General features: G+C 59.9%; 25 protein-coding genes, 1 tRNA gene and 2 riboswitches. Of the genes, 6 read left to right on the forward strand and 20 right to left on the reverse strand.

Translation table 11 applies throughout. From position 1 onward, the window contains the following. Positions 1-53: 53 nt before the first annotated feature. The 8 genes from AC2FIC_RS08330 to cbiE form a co-directional block, all read right to left on the reverse strand. Positions 54-752 carry a CbtA family protein gene (locus tag AC2FIC_RS08330; protein WP_496692423.1) on the reverse strand — a complete coding sequence of 233 codons (699 nt, stop codon included), beginning with the start codon at positions 750-752 and terminating at the stop codon, positions 54-56. A gap of 4 nt (positions 753-756) precedes the next feature. Next, positions 757-927, reverse strand: a complete 171-nt coding sequence (locus tag AC2FIC_RS08335; RefSeq protein WP_142632876.1) for a CbtB domain-containing protein — start codon at positions 925-927, stop codon at positions 757-759. Positions 928-964: 37 nt separating this feature from the next. Further along, a riboswitch (cobalamin riboswitch) is annotated at positions 965-1,173 on the reverse strand. A 43-nt stretch (positions 1,174-1,216) separates the two neighbouring features. Then, positions 1,217-1,960, reverse strand: coding sequence for a precorrin-6A synthase (deacetylating) (cobF, locus tag AC2FIC_RS08340; protein WP_281971820.1), 744 nt, complete (start codon positions 1,958-1,960; stop codon positions 1,217-1,219). Next, a complete protein-coding gene (gene cobA / locus AC2FIC_RS08345) occupies positions 1,953-2,681 on the reverse strand; it encodes a uroporphyrinogen-III C-methyltransferase (RefSeq protein ID WP_496692422.1) in 729 nt (242 codons plus the stop codon). Before cobA ends, cobF begins: the two co-directional genes overlap by 8 nt. Next, entirely contained in the window at positions 2,678-4,000 is a 1,323-nt protein-coding gene (locus tag AC2FIC_RS08350) for a cobyrinic acid a,c-diamide synthase CobB (protein ID WP_496692421.1), read from the reverse strand. The genes cobA and AC2FIC_RS08350 overlap by 4 nt, the downstream gene beginning before the upstream one ends. After that, positions 3,987-4,781, reverse strand: coding sequence for a precorrin-4 C(11)-methyltransferase (cobM, locus tag AC2FIC_RS08355; RefSeq protein ID WP_496692420.1), 795 nt, complete (start codon positions 4,779-4,781; stop codon positions 3,987-3,989). Before cobM ends, AC2FIC_RS08350 begins: the two co-directional genes overlap by 14 nt. Continuing rightward, entirely contained in the window at positions 4,778-5,146 is a 369-nt protein-coding gene (locus AC2FIC_RS08360) for a cobalamin biosynthesis protein (RefSeq protein ID WP_496692462.1), read from the reverse strand. The genes cobM and AC2FIC_RS08360 overlap by 4 nt, the downstream gene beginning before the upstream one ends. After that, complete coding sequence (gene cbiE, locus AC2FIC_RS08365; RefSeq protein WP_496692419.1) at positions 5,143-6,342, reverse strand: precorrin-6y C5,15-methyltransferase (decarboxylating) subunit CbiE; 1,200 nt, start codon at positions 6,340-6,342, stop codon at positions 5,143-5,145. The genes AC2FIC_RS08360 and cbiE overlap by 4 nt, the downstream gene beginning before the upstream one ends. Here cbiE and AC2FIC_RS08370 point away from each other — a divergent pair. Continuing rightward, complete coding sequence (locus AC2FIC_RS08370) at positions 6,341-7,090, forward strand: cobalt-precorrin-6A reductase (protein WP_496692418.1); 750 nt, start codon at positions 6,341-6,343, stop codon at positions 7,088-7,090. The two genes, cbiE and AC2FIC_RS08370, sit on opposite strands and share 2 nt — an antisense overlap. Here the strand turns inward: AC2FIC_RS08370 and cobJ are convergent. The 8 genes from cobJ to AC2FIC_RS08410 all read right to left on the reverse strand — a co-directional run bounded on the left by cobJ (position 7,063) and on the right by AC2FIC_RS08410 (position 15,745). Further along, a complete protein-coding gene (cobJ, locus tag AC2FIC_RS08375; RefSeq protein WP_496692417.1) occupies positions 7,063-7,815 on the reverse strand; it encodes a precorrin-3B C(17)-methyltransferase in 753 nt (250 codons plus the stop codon). The genes AC2FIC_RS08370 and cobJ overlap by 28 nt on opposite strands. Beyond that, positions 7,812-8,540 (reverse strand): precorrin-2 C(20)-methyltransferase, encoded by a 729-nt coding sequence (locus AC2FIC_RS08380; protein ID WP_496692416.1) that lies wholly within the window; start codon positions 8,538-8,540, stop codon positions 7,812-7,814. The genes cobJ and AC2FIC_RS08380 overlap by 4 nt, the downstream gene beginning before the upstream one ends. After that, positions 8,537-9,166, reverse strand: a complete 630-nt coding sequence (locus AC2FIC_RS08385) for a precorrin-8X methylmutase (RefSeq protein WP_496692415.1) — start codon at positions 9,164-9,166, stop codon at positions 8,537-8,539. Before AC2FIC_RS08385 ends, AC2FIC_RS08380 begins: the two co-directional genes overlap by 4 nt. Beyond that, entirely contained in the window at positions 9,166-10,293 is a 1,128-nt protein-coding gene (locus tag AC2FIC_RS08390) for a ferredoxin-like domain-containing protein (RefSeq protein WP_496692414.1), read from the reverse strand. Before AC2FIC_RS08390 ends, AC2FIC_RS08385 begins: the two co-directional genes overlap by 1 nt. Further along, a complete protein-coding gene (gene cobN, locus AC2FIC_RS08395; protein ID WP_496692413.1) occupies positions 10,290-13,583 on the reverse strand; it encodes a cobaltochelatase subunit CobN in 3,294 nt (1,097 codons plus the stop codon). The genes AC2FIC_RS08390 and cobN overlap by 4 nt, the downstream gene beginning before the upstream one ends. Positions 13,584-13,586: 3 nt before the next feature. Next, positions 13,587-14,642, reverse strand: a complete 1,056-nt coding sequence (cobW, locus tag AC2FIC_RS08400; RefSeq protein WP_496692412.1) for a cobalamin biosynthesis protein CobW — start codon at positions 14,640-14,642, stop codon at positions 13,587-13,589. A gap of 2 nt (positions 14,643-14,644) precedes the next feature. Further along, the gene (locus AC2FIC_RS08405) at positions 14,645-15,019 is read right to left on the reverse strand and encodes a DUF1636 family protein (protein WP_496688588.1); all 375 of its coding nucleotides are present in this window, start codon (positions 15,017-15,019) and stop codon (positions 14,645-14,647) included. 94 nt (positions 15,020-15,113) lie between these two features. Further along, positions 15,114-15,320, reverse strand: a riboswitch (cobalamin riboswitch). A 351-nt stretch (positions 15,321-15,671) separates the two neighbouring features. Beyond that, positions 15,672-15,745 (reverse strand) — tRNA-Cys (locus AC2FIC_RS08410). A 228-nt stretch (positions 15,746-15,973) separates the two neighbouring features. On the opposite strand from AC2FIC_RS08410, the gene AC2FIC_RS08415 reads away from it, so the two are divergent. The 3 genes from AC2FIC_RS08415 (at position 15,974) to AC2FIC_RS08425 (ending at position 18,933) form a co-directional block, all read left to right on the forward strand. After that, the gene (locus AC2FIC_RS08415) at positions 15,974-16,627 is read left to right on the forward strand and encodes a protein-L-isoaspartate O-methyltransferase family protein (RefSeq protein WP_496692411.1); all 654 of its coding nucleotides are present in this window, start codon (positions 15,974-15,976) and stop codon (positions 16,625-16,627) included. A 95-nt stretch (positions 16,628-16,722) separates the two neighbouring features. Continuing rightward, complete coding sequence (locus AC2FIC_RS08420; protein WP_496692410.1) at positions 16,723-18,141, forward strand: TolC family outer membrane protein; 1,419 nt, start codon at positions 16,723-16,725, stop codon at positions 18,139-18,141. Positions 18,142-18,216: 75 nt separating this feature from the next. After that, positions 18,217-18,933, forward strand: coding sequence for a hypothetical protein (locus AC2FIC_RS08425; protein WP_496692409.1), 717 nt, complete (start codon positions 18,217-18,219; stop codon positions 18,931-18,933). Between the two features lie 3 nt (positions 18,934-18,936). On the opposite strand, the gene AC2FIC_RS08430 is transcribed toward AC2FIC_RS08425, so the two are convergent. After that, complete coding sequence (locus AC2FIC_RS08430) at positions 18,937-20,394, reverse strand: cobyric acid synthase (protein ID WP_496870127.1); 1,458 nt, start codon at positions 20,392-20,394, stop codon at positions 18,937-18,939. A gap of 204 nt (positions 20,395-20,598) precedes the next feature. Next, positions 20,599-20,919, reverse strand: coding sequence for a DUF6280 family protein (locus AC2FIC_RS08435; RefSeq protein ID WP_108785849.1), 321 nt, complete (start codon positions 20,917-20,919; stop codon positions 20,599-20,601). A gap of 218 nt (positions 20,920-21,137) precedes the next feature. Here AC2FIC_RS08435 and efp point away from each other — a divergent pair, with 218 nt between their 5' ends. Then, on the forward strand, positions 21,138-21,701 hold the full coding sequence (gene efp, locus AC2FIC_RS08440; RefSeq protein ID WP_142632922.1) for an elongation factor P: 564 nt from the start codon (positions 21,138-21,140) through the stop codon (positions 21,699-21,701). Positions 21,702-21,763: 62 nt separating this feature from the next. Here the strand turns inward: efp and AC2FIC_RS08445 are convergent, their stop codons facing one another. Continuing rightward, positions 21,764-22,702, reverse strand: coding sequence for an ABC transporter transmembrane domain-containing protein (locus AC2FIC_RS08445; protein WP_142632924.1), 939 nt, complete (start codon positions 22,700-22,702; stop codon positions 21,764-21,766). Between the two features lie 106 nt (positions 22,703-22,808). Further along, complete coding sequence (ygfZ, locus tag AC2FIC_RS08450) at positions 22,809-23,546, reverse strand: CAF17-like 4Fe-4S cluster assembly/insertion protein YgfZ (RefSeq protein WP_142632926.1); 738 nt, start codon at positions 23,544-23,546, stop codon at positions 22,809-22,811. A 73-nt stretch (positions 23,547-23,619) separates the two neighbouring features. On the opposite strand from ygfZ, the gene AC2FIC_RS08455 reads away from it, so the two are divergent. Further along, positions 23,620-24,294, forward strand: a complete 675-nt coding sequence (locus AC2FIC_RS08455) for a TIGR04283 family arsenosugar biosynthesis glycosyltransferase (protein WP_496692407.1) — start codon at positions 23,620-23,622, stop codon at positions 24,292-24,294. The last annotated feature ends 370 nt before the right edge of the window (positions 24,295-24,664 follow it).

Here is a 24,664-nt window from a genome sequence, read left to right on the forward strand (position 1 = left end):
AAACATAGGGAAACGCGCCAAGTTTACACCCGGCGCGTTCAATCGAAGTGCGATCAGGCCGTTGCTTCGGAAGGTTGCGCTTCTTTCTGCCAGAAATAGCCAGCGAACGCGCCAACCAGAACCCATGCAACCAGACCGATTCCAAAAGCTCGTGCCGCGAACAATGCGCCAATTTCAGTCGGCACAGGGCCGGTGAAAACATCGGGCTCGGGTGCACCGATAAGATGTGGCACCAACAGAAGTACCGCGGCGATCACATAGCTGATCAGGTTACCTCCAAAGGCGATCAACCACATGGCGACAAGGGCTGCTGCAACCGTTGCGAACCACCAGACCTGACGTGCATAGACATCGGCTGCTGCGACACCCGGCACTTCGGGCGCCAGGGTGAAACCTGGTGCAAGGTGGAAGGCGATAAATCCGGCCAACCCCCAAAGAACGCCGGTCCGGCCATCAATCTGATGCCCTTGACCTTCGGCTACCGACATCAGCGCAACCATCACCAGCGCATAGCCGGTATAGGTCAGCATGGTAAAGATGACACTCAGCGCATCACGCGTCAGTTCAGAGAACATGCGCGGCAGTTCGGGATGAGCCGATACGGTCTCGGCCCCGAAATGCACCAGCTCTCCGGATTCATAAAGCTCGGCATGCAACAATACTGGTTGCACAAATACCAACTGCAGCAAGGCGGCAATCAGCCCCGCTGCAGCACCAGCGAACAACGCGCTGGTCAATATACGACTGAACACGGTCTTAGTGGCAGGGGAAGCCGGTCGCGTGACGCACGTCATGCGCTGCATCATGCAGGGCCGCTGCCTGAACGTGACCGGTCAGCGTAATGAGGCCCAGACCCAGAACCACTGCAAACATGACCGGAACAAAGCCTGTACGCGCGGCGGATGCTGTTTTCGTTTGTGTTGCCATTTTGTATTCTCCTCTGCCGCCGCACCCGACGGCCGGTGTTTCGTTTTTGCGCCTGGCAGGTCTCCTGGCTTGCGGGTCGATGCCTCTGTTCGCCTTCCCCCCGGAGAACCGGGAGTGGCTGGTTGAACAGGGGCTCTCCGCTTACAGTCGCGGGGGCGGCTTTGGAGTTGACCACCGAGGCAGTCGCACCAAATTCCCTCTTAGCATCCGGATTTCTCCGGCAGGACCAGACACCCCCATTTAGCCGCTATAGCTGTGGCGGTGCAATCATCATTTGCGACGTATTGTGTCAGATTATGCGCTTTTTCAGCAAATAAATATCCATGATCCAACCATGGTCGGCACGGGCATGGGCGCGGCGGTCCAGAATCTGCTGCGCAACCTCGGCCAAAGGGCCTTTGATCAGGATTTCCTCTTTCATGCCGACATATGCGCCCCACCAAATGTCCAAGTCTTCCATGTCCAGGTTTTGGAATGAACATTCACCATCCAGCATCACCGCCACGTTTTCTGCGGTTTCCGGCCATCCTTCGTCCCGGATGCGACGACCAGTTGTGACGATATAGGGCGCGCCCAGTTCGTTGATCGGAATCGCATGGGCCGCCGTCAGCGCTTGCAGCGCTGTGATGCCGGGAATCACGCGTGTTTCTGGCTGAGGGGTCAAACGTGCCGCGATTCGCAGCGAACTGTCATACAGCGACGGATCCCCCCAGATCAGCAGCGCCACATGACGGGCCTTCGGGTGGGCTGCGATGGCCTCCTGCCAGCGCAATGCAATCGCGTCGTGCCATTCGTCCACTCCGCGTAAATAGCCATCATCGGCACGGCGTTTGGGAATGTCGAAATACGCGATTTGCGGAGGAGTATCCGCGACCTGAGCGATGATCTGCTCGCGCAGCCCTGCCAGATCGGCCTTGTTTTCGCCCTTGCGGGGGATCAGGATCAGGTCCGCCGAACGGATCGCCTGCGCCCCTTGAAATGTCACATGATCCGGGTTGCCGGTGCCAATACCGATCAGCGTCAGGTCAATCATTTTCGAACTCTGCCAGAGGTCCATACAGGATCAGGGCCGGGGCGGTGCCGATCTCGGTTTCCAACTGCTGCGACAAGGCACCGATGGTCGAGCGTTGCAGCTTTTGTTCGGGGGTCGAGACGGATTCGGCCATCAATGCAGGCGTGTCCAGCGGTAGGCCGTGCGAATGCAGGGCGCCAACCAAAAGGGGAAAGGTGCGCTTGCCCATAAATACGACGGTCGTAGCCTGTGGATCAGCCAGTGCTGCCAGGTTCAGATCTTCGGGCAGTTTGCCACTGACATCGTGGCCGGTGACGAATTGCACGCGCCGCGCGGTCAGTCGCCGGGTCAGCGGAATGCCTGCCGCTGCCGCCGCCGCTACCGCCGAGGGGATGCCGGGGATGATTTCATAGTCGATCCCGGCCTCTTGCAGGGCCACCAGTTCTTCTTCAAGCCGGCCGAACATGCCGCCATCACCGGATTTCAACCGCACAACATGCTGACCGGTTTGTGCATATTCGACCAACAAGCGGCTGACGTGATCCTGCTTGGGCGAGGGGCGCCCGGCGCGTTTGCCGACACCAACCAGGTCAGCATCCTCGCGGGCATGGCTCAGGATCGGGCCGCTGCTGAGGTCGTCAAACAGCACCGCATCAGCTTTCTGCAACCTGTCTACCGCCTTCAGCGTCAGCAATTCCGAGTCGCCGGGGCCTGAACCGATGAAGGACACAAAACCACTCATGCCGAGGCCTCGGCGATCAGATGAAAGAATGTCCCAGTGACATTGCCTCGCACCGATCCGGTTTGCGGGCCTTCCGCGCCTTCGGCGTCGAACACGCGTGCCAGCGGCGCGTCAGGCTGTTCGATGATCGAGGAATAGTGGAACTCATGCCCGCGTAGCGCTGTGCCTTCGGCAAATCCGGCCATCGAGGCCAGTAATTCTGCCTTGCGATAACCCAGGTTGAACTTGCGCTTTTCATAGGAGGTCACAAGGCCCAGAAGGCCCGCCATTTCGTGCTGGACTCCGTCTTTGTCGATCAACGCCTGACCCAGCGCCATGTAGCCCCCGCATTCGCCGTGCACAGGTCTTGTCTCGGCATGTTTGCGCAGCCCAGTCTGGAAGGTGTTGGCAGCGGCCAATGTGCCTGCGTGCAACTCGGGATACCCACCCGGCAGCCAGACCAGATCGGCATCCGGGGCAGGGGCTTCATTCGCCAGTGGTGAAAATGGTAGGATTTCTGCACCCGCCGCGCGCCAGCCTTCCAGCAAATGCGGATAGGTGAACGAAAACGCAGCATCCCGGGCCAGTGCGATCCGCTGCGCCGGAGGGCGCGGCAGCACGGCTGACGATGGCCTATCTGGGCTTGAGGAAGCCGCCCGCTTGATCGCCTCCAGATCGACATGTTCACGCAGGAACGCAGCATAGCCGACAATGGCGCTTTCCAGATCGGGATGTTCCACCGCCTGGATCAAACCTAAGTGCCGCTCGGGAAGTGTCAGGTCTCCGCGTCGTGGCAGAACGCCCAGAACCGGCAGGCCTGCACGTTCCATACCCAACCGGGTCAGACGCTCGTGACGCGGGCTGGCGCAGCGGTTCAAAATTACCCCGGCAAAGGGCAGGTCGGGGTTGTACATCCGAAACCCCAGCGCCGTGGCTGCAGCTGATTGCGCCTGACCGCCGACATCCAGAACCAACACCACAGGCCAGCCCATACGCTGCGCAGTTTCCGCGCTAGATCCATGGCCAATCTCACCGGGTTTGGCGACACCGTCGAACAGACCCATCGATCCTTCGGCTACGACGATATCCGCGCCGTCAGCCTGTGCCGATATTGCGTTCAGCAGAGGATCGCCCATCGCCCAGCTGTCCAGATTGAACGAGGCGCGCCCAGCCGCCGCCCGGTGAAAGGCCGGGTCGATATAGTCAGGGCCGCTTTTGAATGGTTGGACGGTCAGGCCATCCTCGGCCAGCGCACGCAGCAGGCCCAGCATCACGGTGGTCTTGCCAGTCCCCGAAGACGGTGCCGAAATCAGAATACCCGGAGGGTTAGTCATCACCATGGCTCCAGGTTGACCAAGGGCTGTCCGCGCTTTGCGGGCGATACCGGCGGTCGTAATCCTTAGAATACAGGCAGCTTTCGTCAAACCCTTCACCAGCCAGTGCTGGACCCACCATGATCAGCGCTGTGCGTGAGATGCTCTCGTCCAGCGCGTCTTTCAGCGTCGCCAGCGTCGCACGGATGATCTGTTCGTCGGGCCAGCTGGCACGATAGACCACGGCCACCGGGCATTCGGCGCCATAGGCCGGGGTCAGATCGGCGATCACAGTGTCTAGATTGCCGATCGACAGGTGGATGGCCAGCGTCGCCCCGGTACGGGCAAAATTCGCCAACGTTTCGCCCTCGGGCATCGACGATGCGCGTCCCGGTGTCCGGGTCAGGACCACTGATTGCGCAAGTCCGGGCAGGGTCAGTTCCGTGCCCAGTGATGCGGCCGCAGCGGCAAAAGACGGCACGCCAGGGGTCACGCTGACCGGGATGCCCAGCTCTTTCAGGCGGCGGATCTGCTCGCCCATCGCGGACCAGACCGACAGGTCGCCGGAATGCAGTCGCGCAACATCCAGACCGGCCTGATGTGCGGTCTCGATCTCGGCCATGATTTGATCCAGATCCATCGCCGCCGTGTTCACGATCTTGGCGTCGTCGGGGCAATGGCCCAGAATTTCCTCTGGCACCAGCGAACCCGCATACAGGCAGACCGGGCAAGCGGCGATGATATCGCGCCCCCGCAGGGTCAGCAGGTCGGCGGCGCCCGGTCCAGCGCCAATGAAATGAACGGTCATGTCTGTCCTCCGATGGCGATGGCGCAGGTGGCCAGCCGGTCGTCTGAAATCTGTCGGGGTGAGATCAGCCGCGCACCAGGTCCGGCGGCGGCAAGGGCGGATGCTTCGGCGACGCTGCCGGTGCCATAGGTGGCGCGGCTGCGGGTCGAGCAGGTGAGGGTGCGCTGCCCAGCCAAATCGGCGGGGGCAATGAAATGCAATGGCAGGGCAATGGCCGAGGCGAAATCTGTCAGCGCGGCGTGGCCTTCCTTGTCGGCAACCGTGGCCAGCGCGTCCACAGATTGGCCGATACTGGCCTGATCATAGGCGGCGCGCAGGCTGTTCACCGTGGCGGTCGAGGAAAATCCGATGCCTGCGACGATCATAGCGTGACGCTCCATTGCACCACCGGATAGGCCGATTTCCAACCGCGCCGCGGCCCCAGGGCTGAAGCCTGTGCCAGTTCGATCCGTAGCAGCTCACCGCCCAGCATATTCTGCCATTGCGCCAGCAGAGCTTCGCTCTCCAGTGTCACAGCATTGGCCACAAGCCGCGTTCCAGATGGCAGAGCCGCTTGCAGCCATTGCAACAGATCCCCGCTTAGCCCGCCACCTATGAACACCACATCGGGCAGGGGCAGGCCGTCAAGCGCATCCGGGGCGCTGCCGTGCACCACCTGCAGCCGGTCTTGACCCAGCGCGTCGGCATTTCGGCGAATGCGCTCGGCGCGGTCTTCGCGGGGTTCGATCGTTGTGGCGCTGAGCGTTGGATCACACATCAGCCATTCGATGCTGATTGACCCGGTGCCGCCGCCAATGTCCCACAGATGCTCGTCCCGCTGCGGGGCCAGCGCCGAAAGGGTCAGCGCACGGATAGGGCGTTTGGTGATCTGGCCGTCGGTCTCAAAAATCTCATCCGGTTTGCCAGAGGCGCGCGGAAAGGCCTGCCCGCCGCCAGCAACCTCGAGCCCGACGCAGACCGGGTGATCGAACCCACCCAGCAGCGCCTCGGTCAGCGAGACACTGCGCGCCCGTTCGCGCGGGCCACCCAGGGCCTCCATCACATGTAGGTGTGTGTCGGCAAAGCCGGTGTCAGTCAGATAGGTGGCAAGTTCCGTCACGGCCTTACCATCGCGCAACAGCAGAATTGCGCGCAGGCCGGGGGCCAGATGCGGGCGCAGCCGGGTCAGCGGGGCCGCGTGCAGACCAAATGTCTGCGTGCTTTCCAGCGGCCAGCCCAACCGCGCAGCGGCCAGCGAAAACGTCGATTGGCCGGGCAGGGCGGCCCATTCCCCGGCTTCGAAATTCCGCGCGATCACGGATCCGGCGCCGAACCAGAACGGATCGCCCGAGGCCAGAACCACGGTTGATCGCCCGCGAAAACCGGTCAGGATCGGCAGACCATCGGCAAAGGGCACAGGCCATTCCACCTGCTGGGCTCCGAAATCGGGAACCAAGGACAGGTGTCGCGGTGGCCCCATGATGATTTCAGCGCGTTCCAGCACTTGACGGCTTGCGGGGGGCAAGCCATCCAGTCCATCTTCGCCCAAACCCAAAACGGTCAGCCACGGAGCTTCAGACATGTCCAACCTCCTGATATTGGGCGGCACGACCGAGGCCAACGCGCTGGCAAAAGCCATTGCCGACCGGGGTATTCCCGCGACGTACTCCTATGCAGGACGCGTGGACAACCCGCGCCCGCAACCTCTGTCGGTGCGTATTGGCGGGTTCGGTGGGGCCGAAGGGCTGGTGAAATATATCCATGACCACAGCATAAGCCACGTGATCGACGCTACCCACCCTTTTGCCGCCGGGATGAGCCATAACGCGATTGAGGCCTGCCATGCGGCGCAGATTCCACTTGTTGCGCTGACACGGCCCGAATGGGCACCGCAGCCCGGTGACACCTGGCTGCGCGTCCCGGATATCGCCGCAGCGGTGGCCGCTTTGTCCGGTAATCCGCAGCGCGTGTTTCTTGCGGTCGGGCGCATGCATCTCGAAGATTTCGTCAGCCAGCCCCAGCACCATTACCTGTTGCGGCTGGTGGATGAACCCGATGTCCTGCCCTTGCCGAATTGCGAGGTTGTCGTGGCGCGCGGACCCTTTGCCGAGGCTGATGACCGGGCGTTGATGCAGCGCCACGGCACGCAGCTGGTGGTATCCAAGAACGCGGGCGGCGCCGGCGCGCGCGCCAAGCTGGACGCCGCGCGGGCTCTGGACATACCGGTGTTGATGATCGACCGTCCAGCCCTGCCGCAGCGGCTGGAACTGTCGAGCGTTCCGCAGGTTCTGGACTGGCTGGCTCATTCGGGTGTGAACCTCGGCGTATAGACGATGGGATCACCGTCGCGTTCTATCACGCGGGTTAAGGATGAGCCGACGATCACCACGGTCTGCATATCGGCCATATCAGGCGTGGCCTCGACCAATGTCGAAATCCGGATTGCCTCATCCGCCCGGCTGACAGCGCGGGCGAACAGGATCAGCCGCTCGGGTTCACATTCTTCGCGCAGGATTTCCAGCGTTTTGACAAAGCCTTCGGGGCGAGATTTCGAGCGGGGGTTGTAAAACGCCATCGCGAAATCCGCTTGCGCGGCCAGACGCAGGCGCTTCTCAATCAGAGGCCAAGGTTTGAGGTTGTCACTCAGGTTGATGGTGCAGAAATCATGCCCCAGCGGGGCACCAGCGCGGGCGGAGGCCGCAAGCATCGCAGTGATCCCGGGCAGCACTTCAACCGGTAGGTCTCGCCATTCACGGGGGCCGTTCTCCAGCGCTTCGAACACCGCTGCTGCCATGGCAAATACACCCGGATCGCCCGAGGATACGACCACTACGCGCTTCCCTTCGGCCGCCATTTGCAACGCATGCTGCGAACGGTCGATCTCAACCCGGTTGTCGCTGGCATGCAGCGTCAGGCCGGGGCGTTCGGCGATGCGCGCGACGTAAGGAATGTAGCCGACGACATCCGTCGCCTCAGCCAGCGCAGCGGTCACTTCGGGCGTCACCAAAGCCTCGTTTCCTGGCCCGAGTCCTGCGATCTTGACCCAACCGCTCATGGCCGCCGCCCTTGTCCGTGAACGATGATGATCGAGAAATACGGAGTGATCCCCTCGCAATTTTCCGACAATTTGCACACGCGTTGATTGGGCATCTGAGCGTATTCCACGATCCAAGCACGGTCATACAAACCGGCCGTCTTCAAGGCCCGCTTCACTTTGTCGATATTGCGCCCGATCTTCATCACTACCAGCGCGTCGGTTTGCGCCATCCGATGTGCAAGATCATCCTCGGGCAATGTGCCTACCAGCACGGTCAGAACATCATCGCCCCATGTGATCGGATCGCCAGTTGCGGTCCATGCGCCGGACATTCCGGTGATCGCAGGCACGACTTCTACTTCAGCTCCGCTGCGTAGGCGATTGTAAAGATGCATGAATGATCCATAGAAAAACGGATCTCCCTCACACAGGACCACCACGTCTTCGCCCTGATCCGACAGTGTCTTCAGATGCGCGGCACAATCTTCATAAAACGCCGAGAGCAGCTCATTGTACCGCGGATCACTCAATGGAATTTCTGTGGTCACGGGGTATTCCATCGGGAATTCCACCGCGCCTTCTGGGATCATGCCATTGACGATCTTGCGGGCCTGACCACTGCGACCCGGTTTTCGGAAAAAGGCCACGTGACGTGCTGTGCGCAGTAGGCGGTCGGCCCGGACGCTCATAAGGTCCGGATCGCCGGGGCCGAGGCCCACGCCGTATATCTTGCCCGCGTTCATTCGGCGCGGCTCGCGATGGCGTTGATGGCTGCGACTGTGATGGCACTGCCGCCGAGGCGGCCCTTGACGATGCAGGACGGCACGGGCTGCGCCTCCCACAGAGCGTCTTTAGATTCGACCGCACCGACAAAGCCCACCGGGCAGCCGATGATGGCCGCAGGGCGCGGGCAGTCGGGGTCTTCCAGCATGTTCAGCAGGTGGAACAGGGCGGTGGGCGCATTACCGATGGCCACCACGGCACCTTGCAGATGCGGGCGCCACAACTCCAGCGCAGCGGCGGACCGGGTGTTGCTCATCTCGGCAGCCAGCGGACGCACACGTTCGTCGTGCAGGGTGCAGACCACCTCGTTATCGGCGGGCAGGCGGAACCGGGTCACACCCTCGCTGACCATGCGGGCGTCGCACAGGATCGGTGCGCCGTCTTCCAACGCGGCACGGGCCGAGGTCACAAAACCGGTTGAGAAATGCACGAACTCTTCCAGCCCCACCATACCTGCCGCGTGGATCATCCGGACGGCGACCTGTTCCTCATCGGCGTCGAACCGTGCCAGATCGGCCTCGGACCGGATGGTGGCAAAGCTTTGTTTGTAGATCGCGGCGCCGTCGGTTTCGTATTCATAGGGCATCAGGTGAAGTCCATGGTCATAAGTGTTTCGGGGCTTAACCCGCGCAGGTTTGGCTCATCTCCCGCGCGGCCTTGTTTGACAAGATCAAATCGACCATCGTGGCCGACCAGGGTGACATCAGCTGGTCCCATGCGCGCGCATCCTTTGGCACAGCCCGAGACATGCAAGTGGCCGGGAATACGCGAGGCAAGCGCGCGGGCGATATCGCGGGTCTCCACCTGCGCCTGCGGGCAGAGCGGGGCGCCGGGGCAGGCGTCAGTGGTCATCAGCGGGTCGGTGCCATCGGTGACGAACGCTCGGGCGGGTATCGCCGCCCCGCCTTCCATCAGGAACAGCCGCCAAGGGGTGACCCGCAGCGCAGAGGCACCGCAGGTCTCAATCAGCCCCGCAAGCCCGCGCGCTGGCAACTGACCGAACGCGGCTCCGTAAAGCGCACCCAGTTCCACGATGCCCGGCTCAGGCAGAACGCCAACATCACCCGGTGCGCTGCCTTGGCATTCTGACGGCAAATCCTGTGACGCAACCACGCGGGCCATGCGCCGGGCCTCGGGAGTGTGGTGACCCGCGAACCATTCGGCCAGCGCGATCAGGTGGTCGATGGCGATTTGTTCGGTCACGCGACGCCCTGTTTCGGCCCCATCAGCGCGTAGGATCAGCCCCTCGGGGCCTGTCTCCAGCCGGATATCCGCGGAATCCCCGACCAACAGGCGATTTGGTCCGGTGTCGATGGCAAACCCAAACTTGGCTGGTAGCGACGGCAATTCACCCAACCGGTCGGTCAGTTCCTGCGTCAGCCGTGCGGTAAGATCGCCGGATTGGTAGAGCGGCGTCACCAGAATATTGCGCCGCACCTCGATACCCGGTTCCGCATCCAAAAGGTTCAGCGCAGCGAGTTCTTCTAGCAAAGGTTGGTGATCGGCCTCGGCCACACCGCGCAGTTGCAGATTGGCGCGGTTGGTCAGATCGATGGTACCATTGCCGAACCGGTCGGCCAGGTCGCACAGGCCCAAAACCTGCGCTGCCTCAAGGCGCGCCAGCCGCGGCCGAACCCGCACGACCAGCCCGTCCCCCGACATCATCGGGCGATGGGCGCCGGGGCACCAGCCCTGAACGATCGGTGCACTCATCCCAACCCCTCCAGATCGGCTCGGATCGAGTTTCGGCGCGTGTTCCACAGGCCAGCCTCGAGCAGCGCACGGAACCGGTCCTGCATGGCCTGATGCGCCTGTGGGTTCTTCTCTTGCAGAAAGGCATCAACCTCGGCGTTACCCAGTGTGGCATCGTGGTAGATGTCAAACAGATGCGGTGCAACGGTTCCCGACAGATGGGCAAAGCTTGCCATATGATCCAGCGTTGCCGCGATCTCGGCGGCGCCGCGAAATCCGTGCCGTTGCATTCCTGCGATCCAGTCAGGATTAGCCGCGCGCGCGTGGACAACGCGGCTGATTTCCTCAGACAGGGTTCGGGCGCGGGGGGTGTCTGGGTTGGTATTGTCCAGATGGTACAGCTGCGCAGTACCGCCAGTGACTTTCTTAGCGGCGGCAAAACCGGCCTCATGGGTGGCATAGTCATTGGCCAACAGCAGATCGGTTTCGGTCAGGTCCTGAAGGTGAACAAAGCTGTCGGCAAGAGCAACGCGTTGGGTAATACCATCGACATCCCGTGCAATTTGCTCGCCCTCAAGCGCAAAGGAACTGGCATCCAGCCAAGCCTGACCGGCCTGTGCCCGCGCTTCGTCCGTATAGATTTCGGATAGCTGCGTCATGTTCAGGCCATAGCTGCCGGGGGCGGGGCCATAGACACGGGCGGCGGGTGCCTGCCCGGCATATGGGTTCCAGTCTGCTGCCTCGTCCCGTTCACACAATGCTCGCACTGCTTGGCCATACAGCGCAGAAAGCGTCGGGAATACATCGCGGAACAGGCCCGAGACACGCAAGGTCACGTCTAGCCGTGGACGGCTGAGATCAGTGATTGGCAGCACCTCGATACCGGAAACCCGCTCCGACCCCTTGTCCCAAACCGGTTTCACACCCAGTAGGTGAAGCGCCATGGCGAATTCTTCACCCGCAGTGCGCATCGTGGCCGAGCCCCAGAGGTCGACAATCAGCCCCTTGGGGTAATCGCCTTCTTCCTGCAGATGTCGTCGCACTAGTTCCTCGGCCAGTTTGACACCTTGGGTATAGGCCGCGCGTGTTGGAACCGAACGCGGATCGGTGGTGTAAAGATTTCGCCCTGTCGGCAGCACGTCCGAGCGCCCGCGATAGGGTGAGCCAGACGGGCCAGCCTCGATCCGTTTCCCGGCCAGTGCGTCCAAAAGTGATTGACGTTCCGCATGCGCCGAAGGCGTGGCATCAAAATTGCCGGTCACTTCGGGGACGCGGCCAAAGACGTGCAAGCCGTCGCCGAACTGGCTTTCTTTGATGTCGCAGACAAATCGGTCGATACGGGTGATCGCTTCGGCGGTACAGGTTGCCTGATTCAGACCCAGATCGCTTTCCAGACCAATGGCCTGCGCCTCATCCCGTATGTCTTCTTGTAGTCGGTCGCGGCGTTTGGGGTCCAGCCCGTCGGCGTTCGAGAATTCGTCCAGCAGGGATTCCAGCCGCACCATACGGTCCGGCGTGTCACTTGTTCGCATCGGGGGTGGGATATGGCCCAGTGTAACCGCGCCGATCCGGCGCTTGGCCTGTGCGGCCTCGCCGGGGTCATTCACGATAAAGGGGTAGATCACCGGCAGATCGCGGACCAACGCCTCAGGCCAGCAGTTTTGGGACAGGGCGACCGATTTGCCTGGCAGCCATTCCAACGTGCCATGCGCGCCGATATGGATCAGCGCGTCCGCGCCATGCCCCTTACGCAGCCAGAGATAGAAGGCAACATAGCTGTGGCGCGGGGTGCGGGACAGGTCGTGATAGTCGTCATCGCGCAGCTCGGGCGTGCCGCGTTCGGGTTGCAGCGCGATCAGCGTCTTGCCCCGGTTCAGGGCGGTAAAGTGGAAGGCACCATCGGCAAAAACCGGGTCGTCCTCAGGCTTGCCCCAAACGGATTGCAAATCCGTTTGCAACTGTTCCGGCAAGTCTGCCAGCGCGGTCTGATAGGCCGCGAGCGGCCAAGCCAGTCGCGCATCCAAAAGCGTCTCGGCTATCGGTTCGCCGGGTGCTGTATCATAGCCTTCAGCCTGCAGATCGGACAGCATCGCCTCGGCCGAGGCCAACGCATCCAGGCCAACCGCATGGGCCATCTGCCAGTCCTTGCCGGGATAAGTCGACAGCACCAACGCTGGGACCTGATCTGGCTTGGGTTTGTCGCTTAGGCGCAGCCAGCCGTCCACCCGATCAATGATCGCCTCAACCCGTTCCGGCTCGGGGCGGTGGGCAAAACGGGAGTATTCCAGATACGGGTCGCGCTTGCCCGGTTCCTTGAACGAAGCGATGCCCGCCGAAATGCGGCCATCCACCTCGGGCAGGACCACATGCATTGCGAGGTCGGCGGGGGACAGCCCGCGTTCTGCATCGACCCAGGCCTTGCGGCGTGCGGTGGACAAGGCGACCTGAAACACCGGCACATTGGCGGCGTCCAACGGGGAGGTGCCCGAGGCGCCTTTGCCCGAAAAGGATGTAGCGTTGATGATGGCCGAGGGGGCCAGCACCACGGCCTGTTCGCGCAGCCAATCGGCGGCGGCAGGGGCCTTGAGGGACTGCGCAAACAGGCCGATGGCCTGGAACCCACGGGCGCGTAGGCGGTGGATCACGGCTGCAACAGGGGCCGTGTCAGCCGAGGTCAGATAGGCACGATAGAAAGTCACCAGGATGCGCTTGGCATCACCGTCGAAGGCTGTGTCCGCAGGGATGACCCCCCGATCCGGGCACCACGCGCCGCATTCCGGGATCGTCTTGGCACCCATCACCGGCCCGGCATACAACCCCGCTGCCAGTGCCATCTGCGCCAGTGCCGCCTGCGCTGCGACCTCACCGCCTGTGTCGCAAAGATGCGCCAGCCGCCGCAGGGTTGAAACGGGCAGGGTAGAATAGTCATCCAGCCGCGTATCTTCACGTCCATCCGCAGGCAGCACAGCAACGGCAATGCCCTTGGCTTGAGCCAGTGCCAGAACCTGCTGCAAGCCATAGGACCAGTAGGGCACGCCACCGATCAGGCGGATCAGGATGCCTTTGGCGCCCTCCAGCGTCTGCTCGACATAGGTGTCGACAGAAAGCGGGTGCTTCAGCGCCGTTAGATTGGCCAGCCGCAGGGTCGGCATCCGACCTTCGGGTCCACCCCCCCGATGCCAGCCTGCCGCGAAAGCGCCAAGGTCACTGTCGGAAAAGGACAGCACCACCAGATCCGCCGGGCTCTGGCCCAGATCGGTTGGGGTCTCCGTTTCCTCTAACCCGTGGCTTTCGCGGAAGACGACGTGCATGGCTTACTCGGCAGCCTCGGTTACACCCACGAGGATATCGCGGATTTCGGCCTCTTTGATGTCGTCATGTTCGGCGATGACCACCAGACGCGAGCGGCGGTCTTCACCTGGCTCCCACGGGCGGTCGTACTGATGACGCACACGGGCCCCGACAGCCTGCACCAAAAGGCGCATGGGTTTGCCGGCAACAGCGGCATAGCCTTTTACCCGCAGGATGTTCAGTTCATTCGCCAGACGTTCGATATTGGCGACCAACTGGGCCGGATCGGTCTGTTCCGGCAGTTCAACAATGATGCTTTCGAAATCATCATGCTCGTGATCGTGGTGGCCATCGTGATGGCTGGGACGTGCCTCCATGTCATCTTCGGCAGCGGCCTCAAGCCCCAGCACAACACGTACATCCACAGCGCCTTCGGCCACTTCGACCACGGGCAGCGGGCGCGGAGCCTCTGCCGCGATGATTTCCTTGGCCTTGGCGACCCCCTCGGGGCCAGCAAGATCAGGCTTGGTCAGCAGAATGATGTCGGCGCAGGAGATCTGGTCCTCGAACACCTCGGATAGCGGCGTTTCGTGATCAATCGAGTCATCGGCCAGGCGCTGGGCATCCACCGCAGCGACATTTGGGGCAAAGCGACCGGCGGCCACAGCTTCGGCATCGGCCAGAGCAATTACGCCATCCACGGTGATTTTCGAGCGGATATCCGGCCAGTCGAACGCTTTCAGCAGCGGCTTAGGCAGGGCCAAGCCAGAGGTTTCGATCAGAATGTGATCGGGGCGCGGTTCTAGCGCCATCAGCGCCTCGATGGTCGGGATGAAATCATCTGCCACGGTGCAGCAGATGCATCCATTGGCCAATTCCATGATGTTTTCCGCCGGGCAATCGGGGATCGCGCAGGATTTGAGGATATCGCCATCGACGCCAACATCTCCAAACTCGTTGACCACAATGGCCAGGCGCTTGCCCTGCGGGTTCTGCATCAGATGACGCACCAGCGTGGTCTTTCCCGAGCCCAGAAAGCCGGTGATCACAGTGACGGGCAGTTTTTCGAGATTGCTCATATCTAAGCTCCAATCGGGGGAATGCGGGCCGCACAGTTTTTGCGGAAATGTTCAGGACGTTCGCGCCATTTAACGAGGCCATCTTGGGTCGCGAGATATTTGGTCGCGCCTTCAACAATGGTCTCGACATGATCGGTTTCATCGAGATGCTCATAGACAAAGGTCCAACGTTCGGGTCCGCCACGCAGCACAATCGAGCAGCCCTGATCGCAATTTGAAAGGCATTCTACTGCCTTCAAAGTGACGCCATCAGGAAGTTCTGCCTGCTCCAACGCCTTGTGCAGCAACGCCCCAGGACGATCTGCATCATTCTCGACGGGCAGGCCGCGGCGGCAGGTCGTGCACACCAGCAGTTCAACAGGTGTGGTCTCGGTCATGTCTCTCATCCCCCCAAATCCTCTTCGCGGGGGACGGGGTTTCATGCGGGCCACGTATTGCGACATGGGCCCGACACCGGATCACCCCGTCCGGTTTCAACTTCGGATGTTGGCAGGTCTCCCGGCTTGCGGATGTCAGAGGCTGGCCTCTGGCAGATGTCCCGCCTTCCCGGCCTGTCTGGCCAGTGGCTTTGGGCACCCTCTCCGGTCACGGTCGCGGGGGCGGCTGCGTTTGACGGATGACCGCTGACGCATTCCCTTTTCATCTGCATGTGCAGACACCAACGGATGGGACATGCGGCACGGGCAGGGGGCTTGTCAAGCGCGGCAGACGCACGGAAATCATCGAGAATGGAAAAGCGACCTGCCAATGCCTGTCAGCGGCATGTTTGGTCAGCCATATGCAAAATGACCGCAGGCGAATTTGGGCTTTGCACCTCGAAGATATCCAGACGAAAGGATTCGCGGGCCCGTCACTTCAAAGGGCATATCGCGTGGAATCGATAGAGCGGTCAAATTTACCGGCCGAGCCAGTGAGTTCACCGCCTTCTGATCAATCCGGTGCCAAGCTTCACTCAGCAAAGCACTGCTGTAGCGAGACGGCGTGTCGCAGGCTCGAAAAGCCGAATGCGAAGCAACTGTTTGAAAGTATTGGAGGCGAGTACCGGAATCGAACCGGTGTACACGGATTTGCAATCCGCTGCGTCACCACTCCGCCAACTCGCCTTTTCAAGTAATATCAAATACTTGCCGTGGTGTGACAGGCGTTTTAGCAGCTTTAATCCGGGGCGTCCAGTGGGTTCGGTCTAAATTTGACGAACTGAAAATTGGATCACCCAATCGGATCACTCTAAAATCTTCACGACAGACGAAAGTTTCCGCTTGCGGGCCGTTGCTGGTTTGCCCGGGATGTGGCACAAGCCCAGCAACCTTGGGAAATGAATGAGCGATCCAATGACAGATTTCGCAGCCCGCCGCCGCACCATGGTCGATACGCAGGTCCGGCCTTCGGACGTTACCAAGTTCCCGATCATTGATGCCATGCTGTCCGTCAAGCGCGAGAATTTTGTGCCAGACGCGCAACGCGAAGCCGCCTATGTCGAGGGTTTGATAGAACTTGAGGCTGGACGCTGCATTCTGGAACCGAGAACACTGGCCAAGATGCTGGATGTACTGAACATTACCAATGATGAGGTTGTTCTGGATATTGCTCCGGCGCTGGGATATTCGACGGCTGTTGCAGCCCATATGGCGCAGTTGGTCGTAGCGGTGGAAGCGGATGAAGCGCTAGCTGCCGAAGCGCAAACGCTGCTGATGGAGGCTGACGCGGATAATGTGGTCGTTCACGTGGGGCCGCTGGATGAGGGCGCTGCCGAGCATGGGCCTTATGACGTGGTCATGATCCAGGGCGGCGTAGAAGAGGTTCCGTCTGCATTGATTGACCAGCTTAAAGATCATGGGCGTATCGCCTGCCTGTTCATGGAAGGTGATCTTGGGACAGTCCGTATAGGCCACAAATCAGGCGATCGCGTTACATGGCGCCAGGCATTCAACGCCAGTGCACCTGTTCTGAAGGCTTTCTCGGCCGAGAGTGCATTTTCGCTATAGTCGGCGGGCAGATTTATCTGCTGCCTTGATTAGTTCAACACAAAGACGCAAACTGCCCTGAGGGCTGCGTTATTTTGATTTGAGAGGATTTCGCCATGCGTTTTGCAGCAGGAGGCAAGCTGGTCAGGACTCTGGCAGTGACTGCGGGTATTGCTCTGGGCACGTTGCCCGGTAAGGCGGTTTGGGCCGATAACCTGACTGATGCGTTCATCGGAGCTTATAATACCAGCGGTTTGCTGGAACAGAACCGGGCGCTGCTGCGGGCTGCGGACGAGGATGTGGCGATCGCGCTGTCGGCTTTGCGCCCTATTATCAACTGGACCGTCGCGGTTAGCCAAGACTATACGCGCAGCAGAAACAGTGGTGTTACGAACAGTGTTGATCCTTCGAACTTCTTCTCGGGCCTGACGCTGAGCCAGCTTTTATACGATGGCGGAGCCTCGATTCTGGGCAAGCAATCAGCGCAGGAAACGGTGCTGTCGACCCGGCAGGCGCTGATCGATATCGAACAGCAGGTCCTATTCCGCGCGGCGACCGCTTACCTGAGTGTTCTGCTGCAGGAAGAGACCGTATCGATTCGTCAAAACAACGTTGAACTGTCCGCAGAAGAGCTTCGCGCCTCGCAGGATCGTTTCGAAGTTGGGGAAGTTACCCGCACAGACGTCGCATTGTCTCAGGCTCAGCTTGCAAGCTCGCAGGCCGATCTGGCGAATGCGCGCGGCGATCTGAGCACTGCTCAGGCGGAATATGTGAACGCAGTTGGCAAACTGCCGGGCCGTACTGCTGGTCAGCCCAGCCTGCCAAACTTGCCCCGGTCCCAGAGCGAGGCCGTCAGCCTGGCCCAACGCAATCACCCATCCATTCTGTCCGCCCAGCATCAGGTGCGCGCCCTTGATCTGGTCGTGCAGCAGCAGCGCGCGGGCCTGGGTCCGAATGTCAGCCTGAACGCTGATGCGGGCGTCACCGAGAGCTATGATGACGACGATTATGTGAATGATGCGAGTATCTCGCTGAACTTCAGCCAGCCGATCTATGCGGGTGGTCGACTCGCGGCAAGCGTGCGCCGCGCAATGGCCTCGCGGGATGGGTCACGTGCCAATCTGCTGAATGTGCAAAAGAACATTACGCAGGGTGTGTCTGATGCCTATGTCCGGTTTCAAACTGCAAGCGCAAGCCTGAGGGCCTCTTCGGAACGTGTGCGCGCCTCGGAAGTTGCGTTTGATGGTATCCGCGAAGAGGCAACTTTGGGTGCGCGGACCACTCTGGACGTGCTGGCTGCTCAGCAGGATTTGCTGGACGCGCAGCTTGCCGAAATTGCTTCCAGAACCGAGCGATCTCTGGCGGCTTATCAGTTGCTGCAGGCCCAAGGTTTGCTCACGGCCGAGCGTTTGGGTCTGGCGGTTCAGATTTACGATCCGACCCTTTACTACAACCTGGTGAAGAAGGCTCCAGCGCAGGTCAGCAAGCAGAGCAAAGATCTGGATCGGGTCCTGAAAGCACTGCGTCGGGATTAAACACCCAATACTGCCTGTTGTGAGGTCTGCATTGTTTGGCTACACTCGGACCTGAGGTTAGAGCGGTAGAAAACAATGACAGACAATGTCGTGAACTCCGGGATCGAAGACGTACTGTCATCGGTCAAGCGGCTGGTCAGCGAAGAAGGTCGAAAAGTTCCCGATCTGGTGCGTTCCAAGTCAGAGCGAAAGCCAGGGCGGCTTGTTCTGACTGATGCGCTCAGGGTTGGCGAGCAAACAGGTGTCGAGACGCAGCCTTTAAAGCTGGATGCTGCGTACAGCGCTGAAAAATCGGTGAAACCGATGCTTCTGCGCGCCTGTGATGTTGTTGCGGGTGATGAAGCGGAGTCGGCTACAGAATATTCACCTGATCCAGTTGCGGAAGAGGGCATAGCCAAAAGTCTAAGTGCCAAAATTGAGGCGCTGGAAGCCGCGATCGCCCGGACCGAAGATCAGTGGGAGCCGGACGGTGACAGCGTAGATGCCTATTCCGGAACGCCAAATCAACCGTTGGAATGGCAACCCCAAGACGAAGCCCCAGATGCAGAGACAGAGACTGTTGAAAAGGCAGTGTTTGTACGGGACCCAGAGGTATCGGCTGCCGCGGATACAACAGGTTCAGAAGCAGATGCTGCCATGTCCCGGCTTGATGAAGATGGCTTGCGCTCTTTGATTGCGCAGGTTGTTCGTGAAGAACTGCAGGGCGTACTGGGTGAACGCATTACGCGGAACGTTCGAAAAATGGTTCGCCGCGAAATCTACCGTGCGTTGGCCGAGCAAAAAGCCGAGTAAAAGTCAGCCTCTAATCGGCGTTTCAGCCAGTTCCAGCAAGCGGTCCAGATCCATATGTCGTTCCAGATGGTCGGCCAGACGATCAAGCGTATCTTCGACACCGTCCTCATAGTGCAGGGTGGAAGAGACTCCCAAAAGCTGTAGGTAGTCGGCCCGAAATTGATCGGATGAGAATATACCGTGTAGGTAGCTTCCGCGTATCCGGCCAGTCCGATCAGCTGCGCCCTCCGGGCGGCCCTCGACCTCCAGCCAAGCGTGGGTGCAATCGTTGCCTTCGGTGCGGCCCATATGGATCTCATATCCGGTTAGCGGTTGGTGCCCCGGCAGGGCGCGTGCAGTCCGCAGGGTCACCTTTTTCTCGCCGACCATAACGGTATCCACATCCAACAGCCCCAATCCATCGACTGTACCTGGCCGCCCGTCCACACCATCGGGATCAGCAATGGTGTTACCTAGCATTTGGTAGCCACCGCATAATCCCAACACGTGACCGCCACGTCGCACATGGGCATAAAGGTCGATATCCCAGCCCTGCGCACGAAAGTAAGCCAAATCGCCAATGGTTGATTTGCTTCCGGGAAGCAGGACCAAATCCGCATCGCCGGGCAGCGCGCGGCCAGCGGGCACGATCTCGACCGTGATGCCGGGTTCTGCCGATAGCGGATCAAGATCATCAAAATTGGCCATCCGTTCCAACTGAGGTACTGCAACCTTGCAGGAACCGCCACTGTGGGACCGGATGTCCATCATATCTTCGGCTGGCAGTTTCCATGCATCGTCGAACCAGGGCACAACACCGATACAGGCCCAGCCTGTTCGAGCGGCGATGTCATCGCGACCTTCGTCGAATAGGGATACATCGCCCTTAAAGCGATTGATGGCAAAGCCTCGGATCATTGCCAGATCGCCAGCATCCAGCACGGCCTGAGTCCCGACGATCTGAGCAATTACCCCACCTCGGTGAATATCGCCGACAAGTACGACCGGCACACCCGCGGCGCAGGCGAAGCCCATATTGGCAATATCACCCTGACGCAGGTTGGTCTCGGCCGGGCTTCCGGCCCCTTCAACCAACACCAGATCAGCGTCGGTGCAGAGCCGGTCAAAACTCTGGCGCGCGGCTGTCATCAGCTTGGATTTATCCTTGCGGTAATCGCCAGCCTGCATCGTTCCGGCGCGTTTGCCCTGAATGATGATCTGCGCGCCTGTATCTGTTTCAGGCTTCAAAAGGATCGGGTTCATATCCGTATGTGTGGCGCGTCGTGCCGCCAACGCTTGTAGGGCTTGCGCGCGCCCGATCTCGCCACCATTTTCGGTTACTGCGGCGTTATTCGACATGTTCTGCGGTTTGAACGGGGCAACCCGCAGGCCTCGGCGCGTATAGGCGCGTGCCAATCCGGCCACCAGAACCGATTTTCCAACATTGCTGCCTGTGCCCTGAATCATGATGGCGCGAACCATGCCGTGTCTCCTGTTAGCTAACGCGCAGATGACCTGATTTAACGGTGAAGGGAAAGCCCCGGATGACGCGGCATTGTCATCATTTTTCAGTCATCGGGTGAGGGCGCAGTTTCGCACCGGAATTCATATTCGGGGTCTATGCAACAAAAAAACACGCCTCCATCAATAGGAGGCGCGTTTTTTCAAACAGACTCGTGTCTGTGATCAGGCGGCTTCGGCCTGTTGGGCGGCGTTGCGGCGCTCGCTTTCTTCGCGCGAAAGAGCGACCGAAGTCCGCACACCGCGACCAACGAAATCCATCAATCCGCTGACAACCCGTTCATTTGGGTCGATACCCGCGCAAGACAGCACTTCGCGCCCATCGCGCGAGCGTGCCCAGCGGGCGATCTGTTCTGGGCCATTGCCATACTTTTTGTCGTCGGCAATAGCATCATCCAGCGCAGCCAAAACGACAGCTGCGAAAAGTTTACGAGCACGGTTGCCTTGCTCATTGTTAAAGGCGGTGCCGTCAACGAAATCTCTCATCTCGTCTTCCTTGTTGTTCTTGCTCTTGCATTTTCGGCGTGACGGTTCTTATGACCTATTAAGTGCGATTCGGATACACCTAATGTGCATAGTTGCGTTGCGTCACGCGCATAGCTTGCTGCGGCTGCAGCACAAGGTGTCGTTGTCTTGTCAGGTGCGGCCACGCCAGATATAGGGTGCGCGACTGACGCATCAACCGTTTGTGAAGGATTTATGTAATGCCCAAGATAAATGGGAACGAAATTCGCCCCGGCAATGTGCTTGAGCATAACGATGGGCTATGGGCCGCTGTCAAAGTTGATCATGTAAAGCCCGGTAAAGGCGGGGCTTTTGCACAGGTCGAACTGCGCAATCTGCGCAATGGTTCCAAACTGAACGAACGTTTCCGCTCAGCTGACAAGGTCGAGCGTGTTCGCCTGGAACAGAAAGACCAGCAGTTTCTATACGAATCCGACGGCATGTTGGTGTTCATGGATTCCGAGACCTATGAGCAGATCGAACTGTCCGCTGATCTGTTGGGTGATCGCCGCCCGTTTCTGCAGGACGGCATGACTATCGTCGTAGAATTTTACGAAAGTGAGGCACTGAACGCCAAACTGCCACAGAAAGTGACGTGCAAGATCGTCGAGACCGAGCCTGTGGTCAAAGGTCAGACTGCTGCGAACTCGTTCAAACCGGCCGTCCTGGACAATGGTGTAAAAGTCATGGTGCCACCGTTTGTGGGCCAAGATGAAATGATCGTGGTGAATACTGAAACCATGGACTATTCGGAACGCGCCTAACTGCACTTCTGCTTCAAGACACCGAGAACCGCGACAGCCTGCGCTGCGCGGTTCTTTTGTTTTCACTCTTTGACGCGCCGGTATTTCTCGGGGTTCGGGCCAAATAGTTCGAGCATCAGTTCGAATTTGATCCGATTTGCGCTGACCTGGCGATAATAGGCGATCAGAAAGGCCGTGGGGCCTTGAATACGGCTGAGCCCACTGGTGGCGGCAACAACTGTGCCGACATCGGTTCTGCCCTGAAGGACAAGCCAGCCACCCAGCATCAGAACCCCAACCGTCCCGGCGCCGTTGATCACGCTTAGAAGGAATTTGGCCGAGAGCTTCCAGATGAACATCTTTCGGCGAGTTTCGTAGATTTTGTCGAATTCCGCTTCGATCTCGTGCGCGGCCGCGTCAATCTTTTCTGCTGTCAAACTGTCGGTGGCACGGCGCAGGATACGAACGCGTTCGGCGACAAAGACGTTCACTTTGCGTTGCGAAACCAGAACGATGATGATCTGCGGCGCGACCATCGAAAAAGCGATCAAACCCAGCCCCGGCTGTGTAGACGAGATATAGCCAATCACGCTGATCAGAGTGCCGATTTGGACCACGGGGTCGGAAAAGGCACCGCCTGCGAATTTACCCAGCTCTTCTGCTTCGGCAGAAATGGCGGTAGTCATGGTCCCCTTGCGCATGGTCTCGCCGGTTTCATCCAGATCGGCGGACCGGACCAGCAGCCTTTGCCGGATCAGGCGGATCATATCCTCGCCTAGTGTTCCCGCCCGATAACCGAGCAGCCATTTCAGCCCCAGGCTCAGCAAGATAACCACCATCATGCCCGCACCAAGCAGGATCATCCGGTCCACAGATACATCGTCCGAGGTCAGGTGGTTGATGATATCGCGCTGAAACTCCAGCGGGACCGCTGCCAGAGCGGCAACCGCAATAGACAGGATGATAAGGATGATCTGCCGGGCGGAACTGGCACGCCAAATTGCTTTATACAGACGAAACATCAACTCACCCGGATCACTGAACCAAACCTAGTTTGGCAGCCTGTGCTGGGCGGATCAAATGGTTCCGGGGCTGGCGGGGCCATGGCCAGGCTGTATTCGAGAAATTTCATTCCGTCAGGCGCACGGTCGCGTCGCCCGCCTGCATATCGCTCTTGGCCCTGTCGAGCCTGAGATATGCGATCCCCTGGCCATCCGCTTGGGTAAACAGGCGCCCCACGGATTTCCCGTCAGCAGTTATTTCGGTTCCGACAGGCGTGGTGCCTGCGACAAGTACCGTGCGCAGCCCTTTACGCAGCTCGGTCTTGTGTTTCATGCGCGCGGTCACTTCCTGACCGACATAACACCCTTTTTTGAAATCAACGCCGTTCAGCAACTCGAACCCTGATTCCAGAATATAACTGTCTTCGGTCAGTTCGATTCCGGTTTCGGGAATGCAATGGAGCACGCGGATCGCGTTCCAATCGGTTCCGTCCTCGCTTTCGGCATCTTCGGTATATGCGCGCCAGCCCATATCTGAATGGCGCGGATCGGGCAGGGCCCCATCGGGTGCCAGGCCAGTGCCGCGTTGCAGATTCAGGCCGCTGGCTTCGATCGTCAGGTCGGCGCGCAGCTTGTACATGCTCAGACGTTTGATCAACCCGTCGGCAATAACCTCGGCGACGTCCAGCAAGATATCGTCGCCCTCGCGTTTCAGAAAGAAATCGGCCAGATACTTGCCTTGTGGGGTCAGCAGCGCCGTATAGACCAGACCCCGATCAAGCCCGGCAATGTCATTGGTCACCAGCCCCTGCAAGAAGCTGTCAACGTCGGCACCGGTTAGGCGCAGAATGCGGCGATTGGGCATGGCAGAGTCCTCGTCTTTTCCATGGTGCTCGTGATATATGAGAAATCGCTCATAAGACCAGAGGATATCCGACGTGCCGGCACCGATCAGTATTGTAATTCCAACCCTGAACGCGGCCGAAACCTTGCCTGCTACACTTGGAGCGCTGATGGAGGGGCTGCGCGCAGGGTTGATCCACGAATTGATTGTGTCGGACGCAGGCTCTACCGACAAAACCCATGAAATCGCCGAGAATGCCGGGGCCAGGATCGTGACCGGAGAAGCCTCGCGCGGGGGGCAGCTGCGCCGTGGCTGTGCAGCCGCCAAAGCCGATTGGCTGTTGGTAATTCATGCGGATACGGTTTTGCAGGACGGGTGGAGCAATGTTGTGCGGGATCATCTGCCCTCGGGGCGACCTGCGGCGTTCAGACTGGCCTTTGTGGCCGCGGGGTTTGCGCCATCCTGGGTTGCCGGATGGGCCAATCTTCGTAGCCGGATCTTTGGGTTGCCCTATGGTGACCAGGGCATGCTAGTCCGGCGTTCTGAATATCAAGATGCAGGCGGCTTCCCGGACCAGCCCTTGATGGAGGACGTGGCGCTTGCCAAAAAGTTGCACCGCATCACGCTGTTGTCCGCCCGCGCCTTTACGAGCGCGGACCGGTATGAACGGGCGGGGTGGTTGCGTCGTGGTGGTCGGAATCTGTGGACTCTGATCCGCTATCTTCTGGGCGCTGATCCCGAGCGGTTGGCGCGGGCGTACCGGCAGTAAGCGTCGTTCTGAGTTCGACAATGGATTTGCCCAGCCGGAACGGGGCGGCAAAGCTGACAAGGCACAGCGCAATGATCTGAAGCACCAGAATATGCCCGTTTTCCCGCAAATACTCCCATTCATCCTTAAGCTTGCCGACTTGAGTGACAAGGTCATCGTAACTTTGGGCCAAGATCAAATAGTCGCCTGCGATTGCGGGAATTTTCCTGCGCAGATTGTCGATAGCTTCCTGTGTCGGGTCATCCAGCGTTGTGAACACCAGAAACTGGTCGACGTCGAATGAGTGCACCTTCGATGTCATCGCGCGCATGTCATCACGCTCTTCCTGGGCCTGCCGTCCAAACAGGAATTGTAGCCCCCTCAGAGGGGC

Source organism: Ruegeria sp. CDSC079 (assembly GCF_059610505.1).

Excerpts from the sequence above, each read along its gene's own strand:
- AC2FIC_RS08335 (WP_142632876.1), bottom strand. The coding sequence starts at position 927 with ATGGCAACACAAACGAAAACAGCATCCGCCGCGCGTACAGGCTTTGTT.
- cobF (WP_281971820.1), bottom strand. The coding sequence starts at position 1,960 with ATGATTGACCTGACGCTGATCGGTATTGGCACCGGCAACCCGGATCAT.
- cobA (WP_496692422.1), bottom strand. The coding sequence starts at position 2,681 with ATGAGTGGTTTTGTGTCCTTCATCGGTTCAGGCCCCGGCGACTCGGAA.
- AC2FIC_RS08350 (WP_496692421.1), bottom strand. The coding sequence starts at position 4,000 with ATGGTGATGACTAACCCTCCGGGTATTCTGATTTCGGCACCGTCTTCG.
- cobM (WP_496692420.1), bottom strand. The coding sequence starts at position 4,781 with ATGACCGTTCATTTCATTGGCGCTGGACCGGGCGCCGCCGACCTGCTG.
- AC2FIC_RS08360 (WP_496692462.1), bottom strand. The coding sequence starts at position 5,146 with ATGATCGTCGCAGGCATCGGATTTTCCTCGACCGCCACGGTGAACAGC.
- AC2FIC_RS08370 (WP_496692418.1), top strand. The coding sequence starts at position 6,341 with ATGTCCAACCTCCTGATATTGGGCGGCACGACCGAGGCCAACGCGCTG.
- cbiE (WP_496692419.1), bottom strand. The coding sequence starts at position 6,342 with ATGTCTGAAGCTCCGTGGCTGACCGTTTTGGGTTTGGGCGAAGATGGA.
- cobJ (WP_496692417.1), bottom strand. The coding sequence starts at position 7,815 with ATGAGCGGTTGGGTCAAGATCGCAGGACTCGGGCCAGGAAACGAGGCT.
- AC2FIC_RS08380 (WP_496692416.1), bottom strand. The coding sequence starts at position 8,540 with ATGAACGCGGGCAAGATATACGGCGTGGGCCTCGGCCCCGGCGATCCG.
- AC2FIC_RS08385 (WP_496692415.1), bottom strand. The coding sequence starts at position 9,166 with ATGCCCTATGAATACGAAACCGACGGCGCCGCGATCTACAAACAAAGC.
- AC2FIC_RS08390 (WP_496692414.1), bottom strand. The coding sequence starts at position 10,293 with ATGAGTGCACCGATCGTTCAGGGCTGGTGCCCCGGCGCCCATCGCCCG.
- cobN (WP_496692413.1), bottom strand. The coding sequence starts at position 13,583 with ATGCACGTCGTCTTCCGCGAAAGCCACGGGTTAGAGGAAACGGAGACC.
- cobW (WP_496692412.1), bottom strand. The coding sequence starts at position 14,642 with ATGAGCAATCTCGAAAAACTGCCCGTCACTGTGATCACCGGCTTTCTG.
- AC2FIC_RS08405 (WP_496688588.1), bottom strand. The coding sequence starts at position 15,019 with ATGACCGAGACCACACCTGTTGAACTGCTGGTGTGCACGACCTGCCGC.
- AC2FIC_RS08415 (WP_496692411.1), top strand. The coding sequence starts at position 15,974 with ATGACAGATTTCGCAGCCCGCCGCCGCACCATGGTCGATACGCAGGTC.
- AC2FIC_RS08420 (WP_496692410.1), top strand. The coding sequence starts at position 16,723 with ATGCGTTTTGCAGCAGGAGGCAAGCTGGTCAGGACTCTGGCAGTGACT.
- AC2FIC_RS08425 (WP_496692409.1), top strand. The coding sequence starts at position 18,217 with ATGACAGACAATGTCGTGAACTCCGGGATCGAAGACGTACTGTCATCG.
- AC2FIC_RS08430 (WP_496870127.1), bottom strand. The coding sequence starts at position 20,394 with ATGGTTCGCGCCATCATGATTCAGGGCACAGGCAGCAATGTTGGAAAA.
- AC2FIC_RS08435 (WP_108785849.1), bottom strand. The coding sequence starts at position 20,919 with ATGAGAGATTTCGTTGACGGCACCGCCTTTAACAATGAGCAAGGCAAC.
- efp (WP_142632922.1), top strand. The coding sequence starts at position 21,138 with ATGCCCAAGATAAATGGGAACGAAATTCGCCCCGGCAATGTGCTTGAG.
- AC2FIC_RS08445 (WP_142632924.1), bottom strand. The coding sequence starts at position 22,702 with ATGTTTCGTCTGTATAAAGCAATTTGGCGTGCCAGTTCCGCCCGGCAG.
- ygfZ (WP_142632926.1), bottom strand. The coding sequence starts at position 23,546 with ATGCCCAATCGCCGCATTCTGCGCCTAACCGGTGCCGACGTTGACAGC.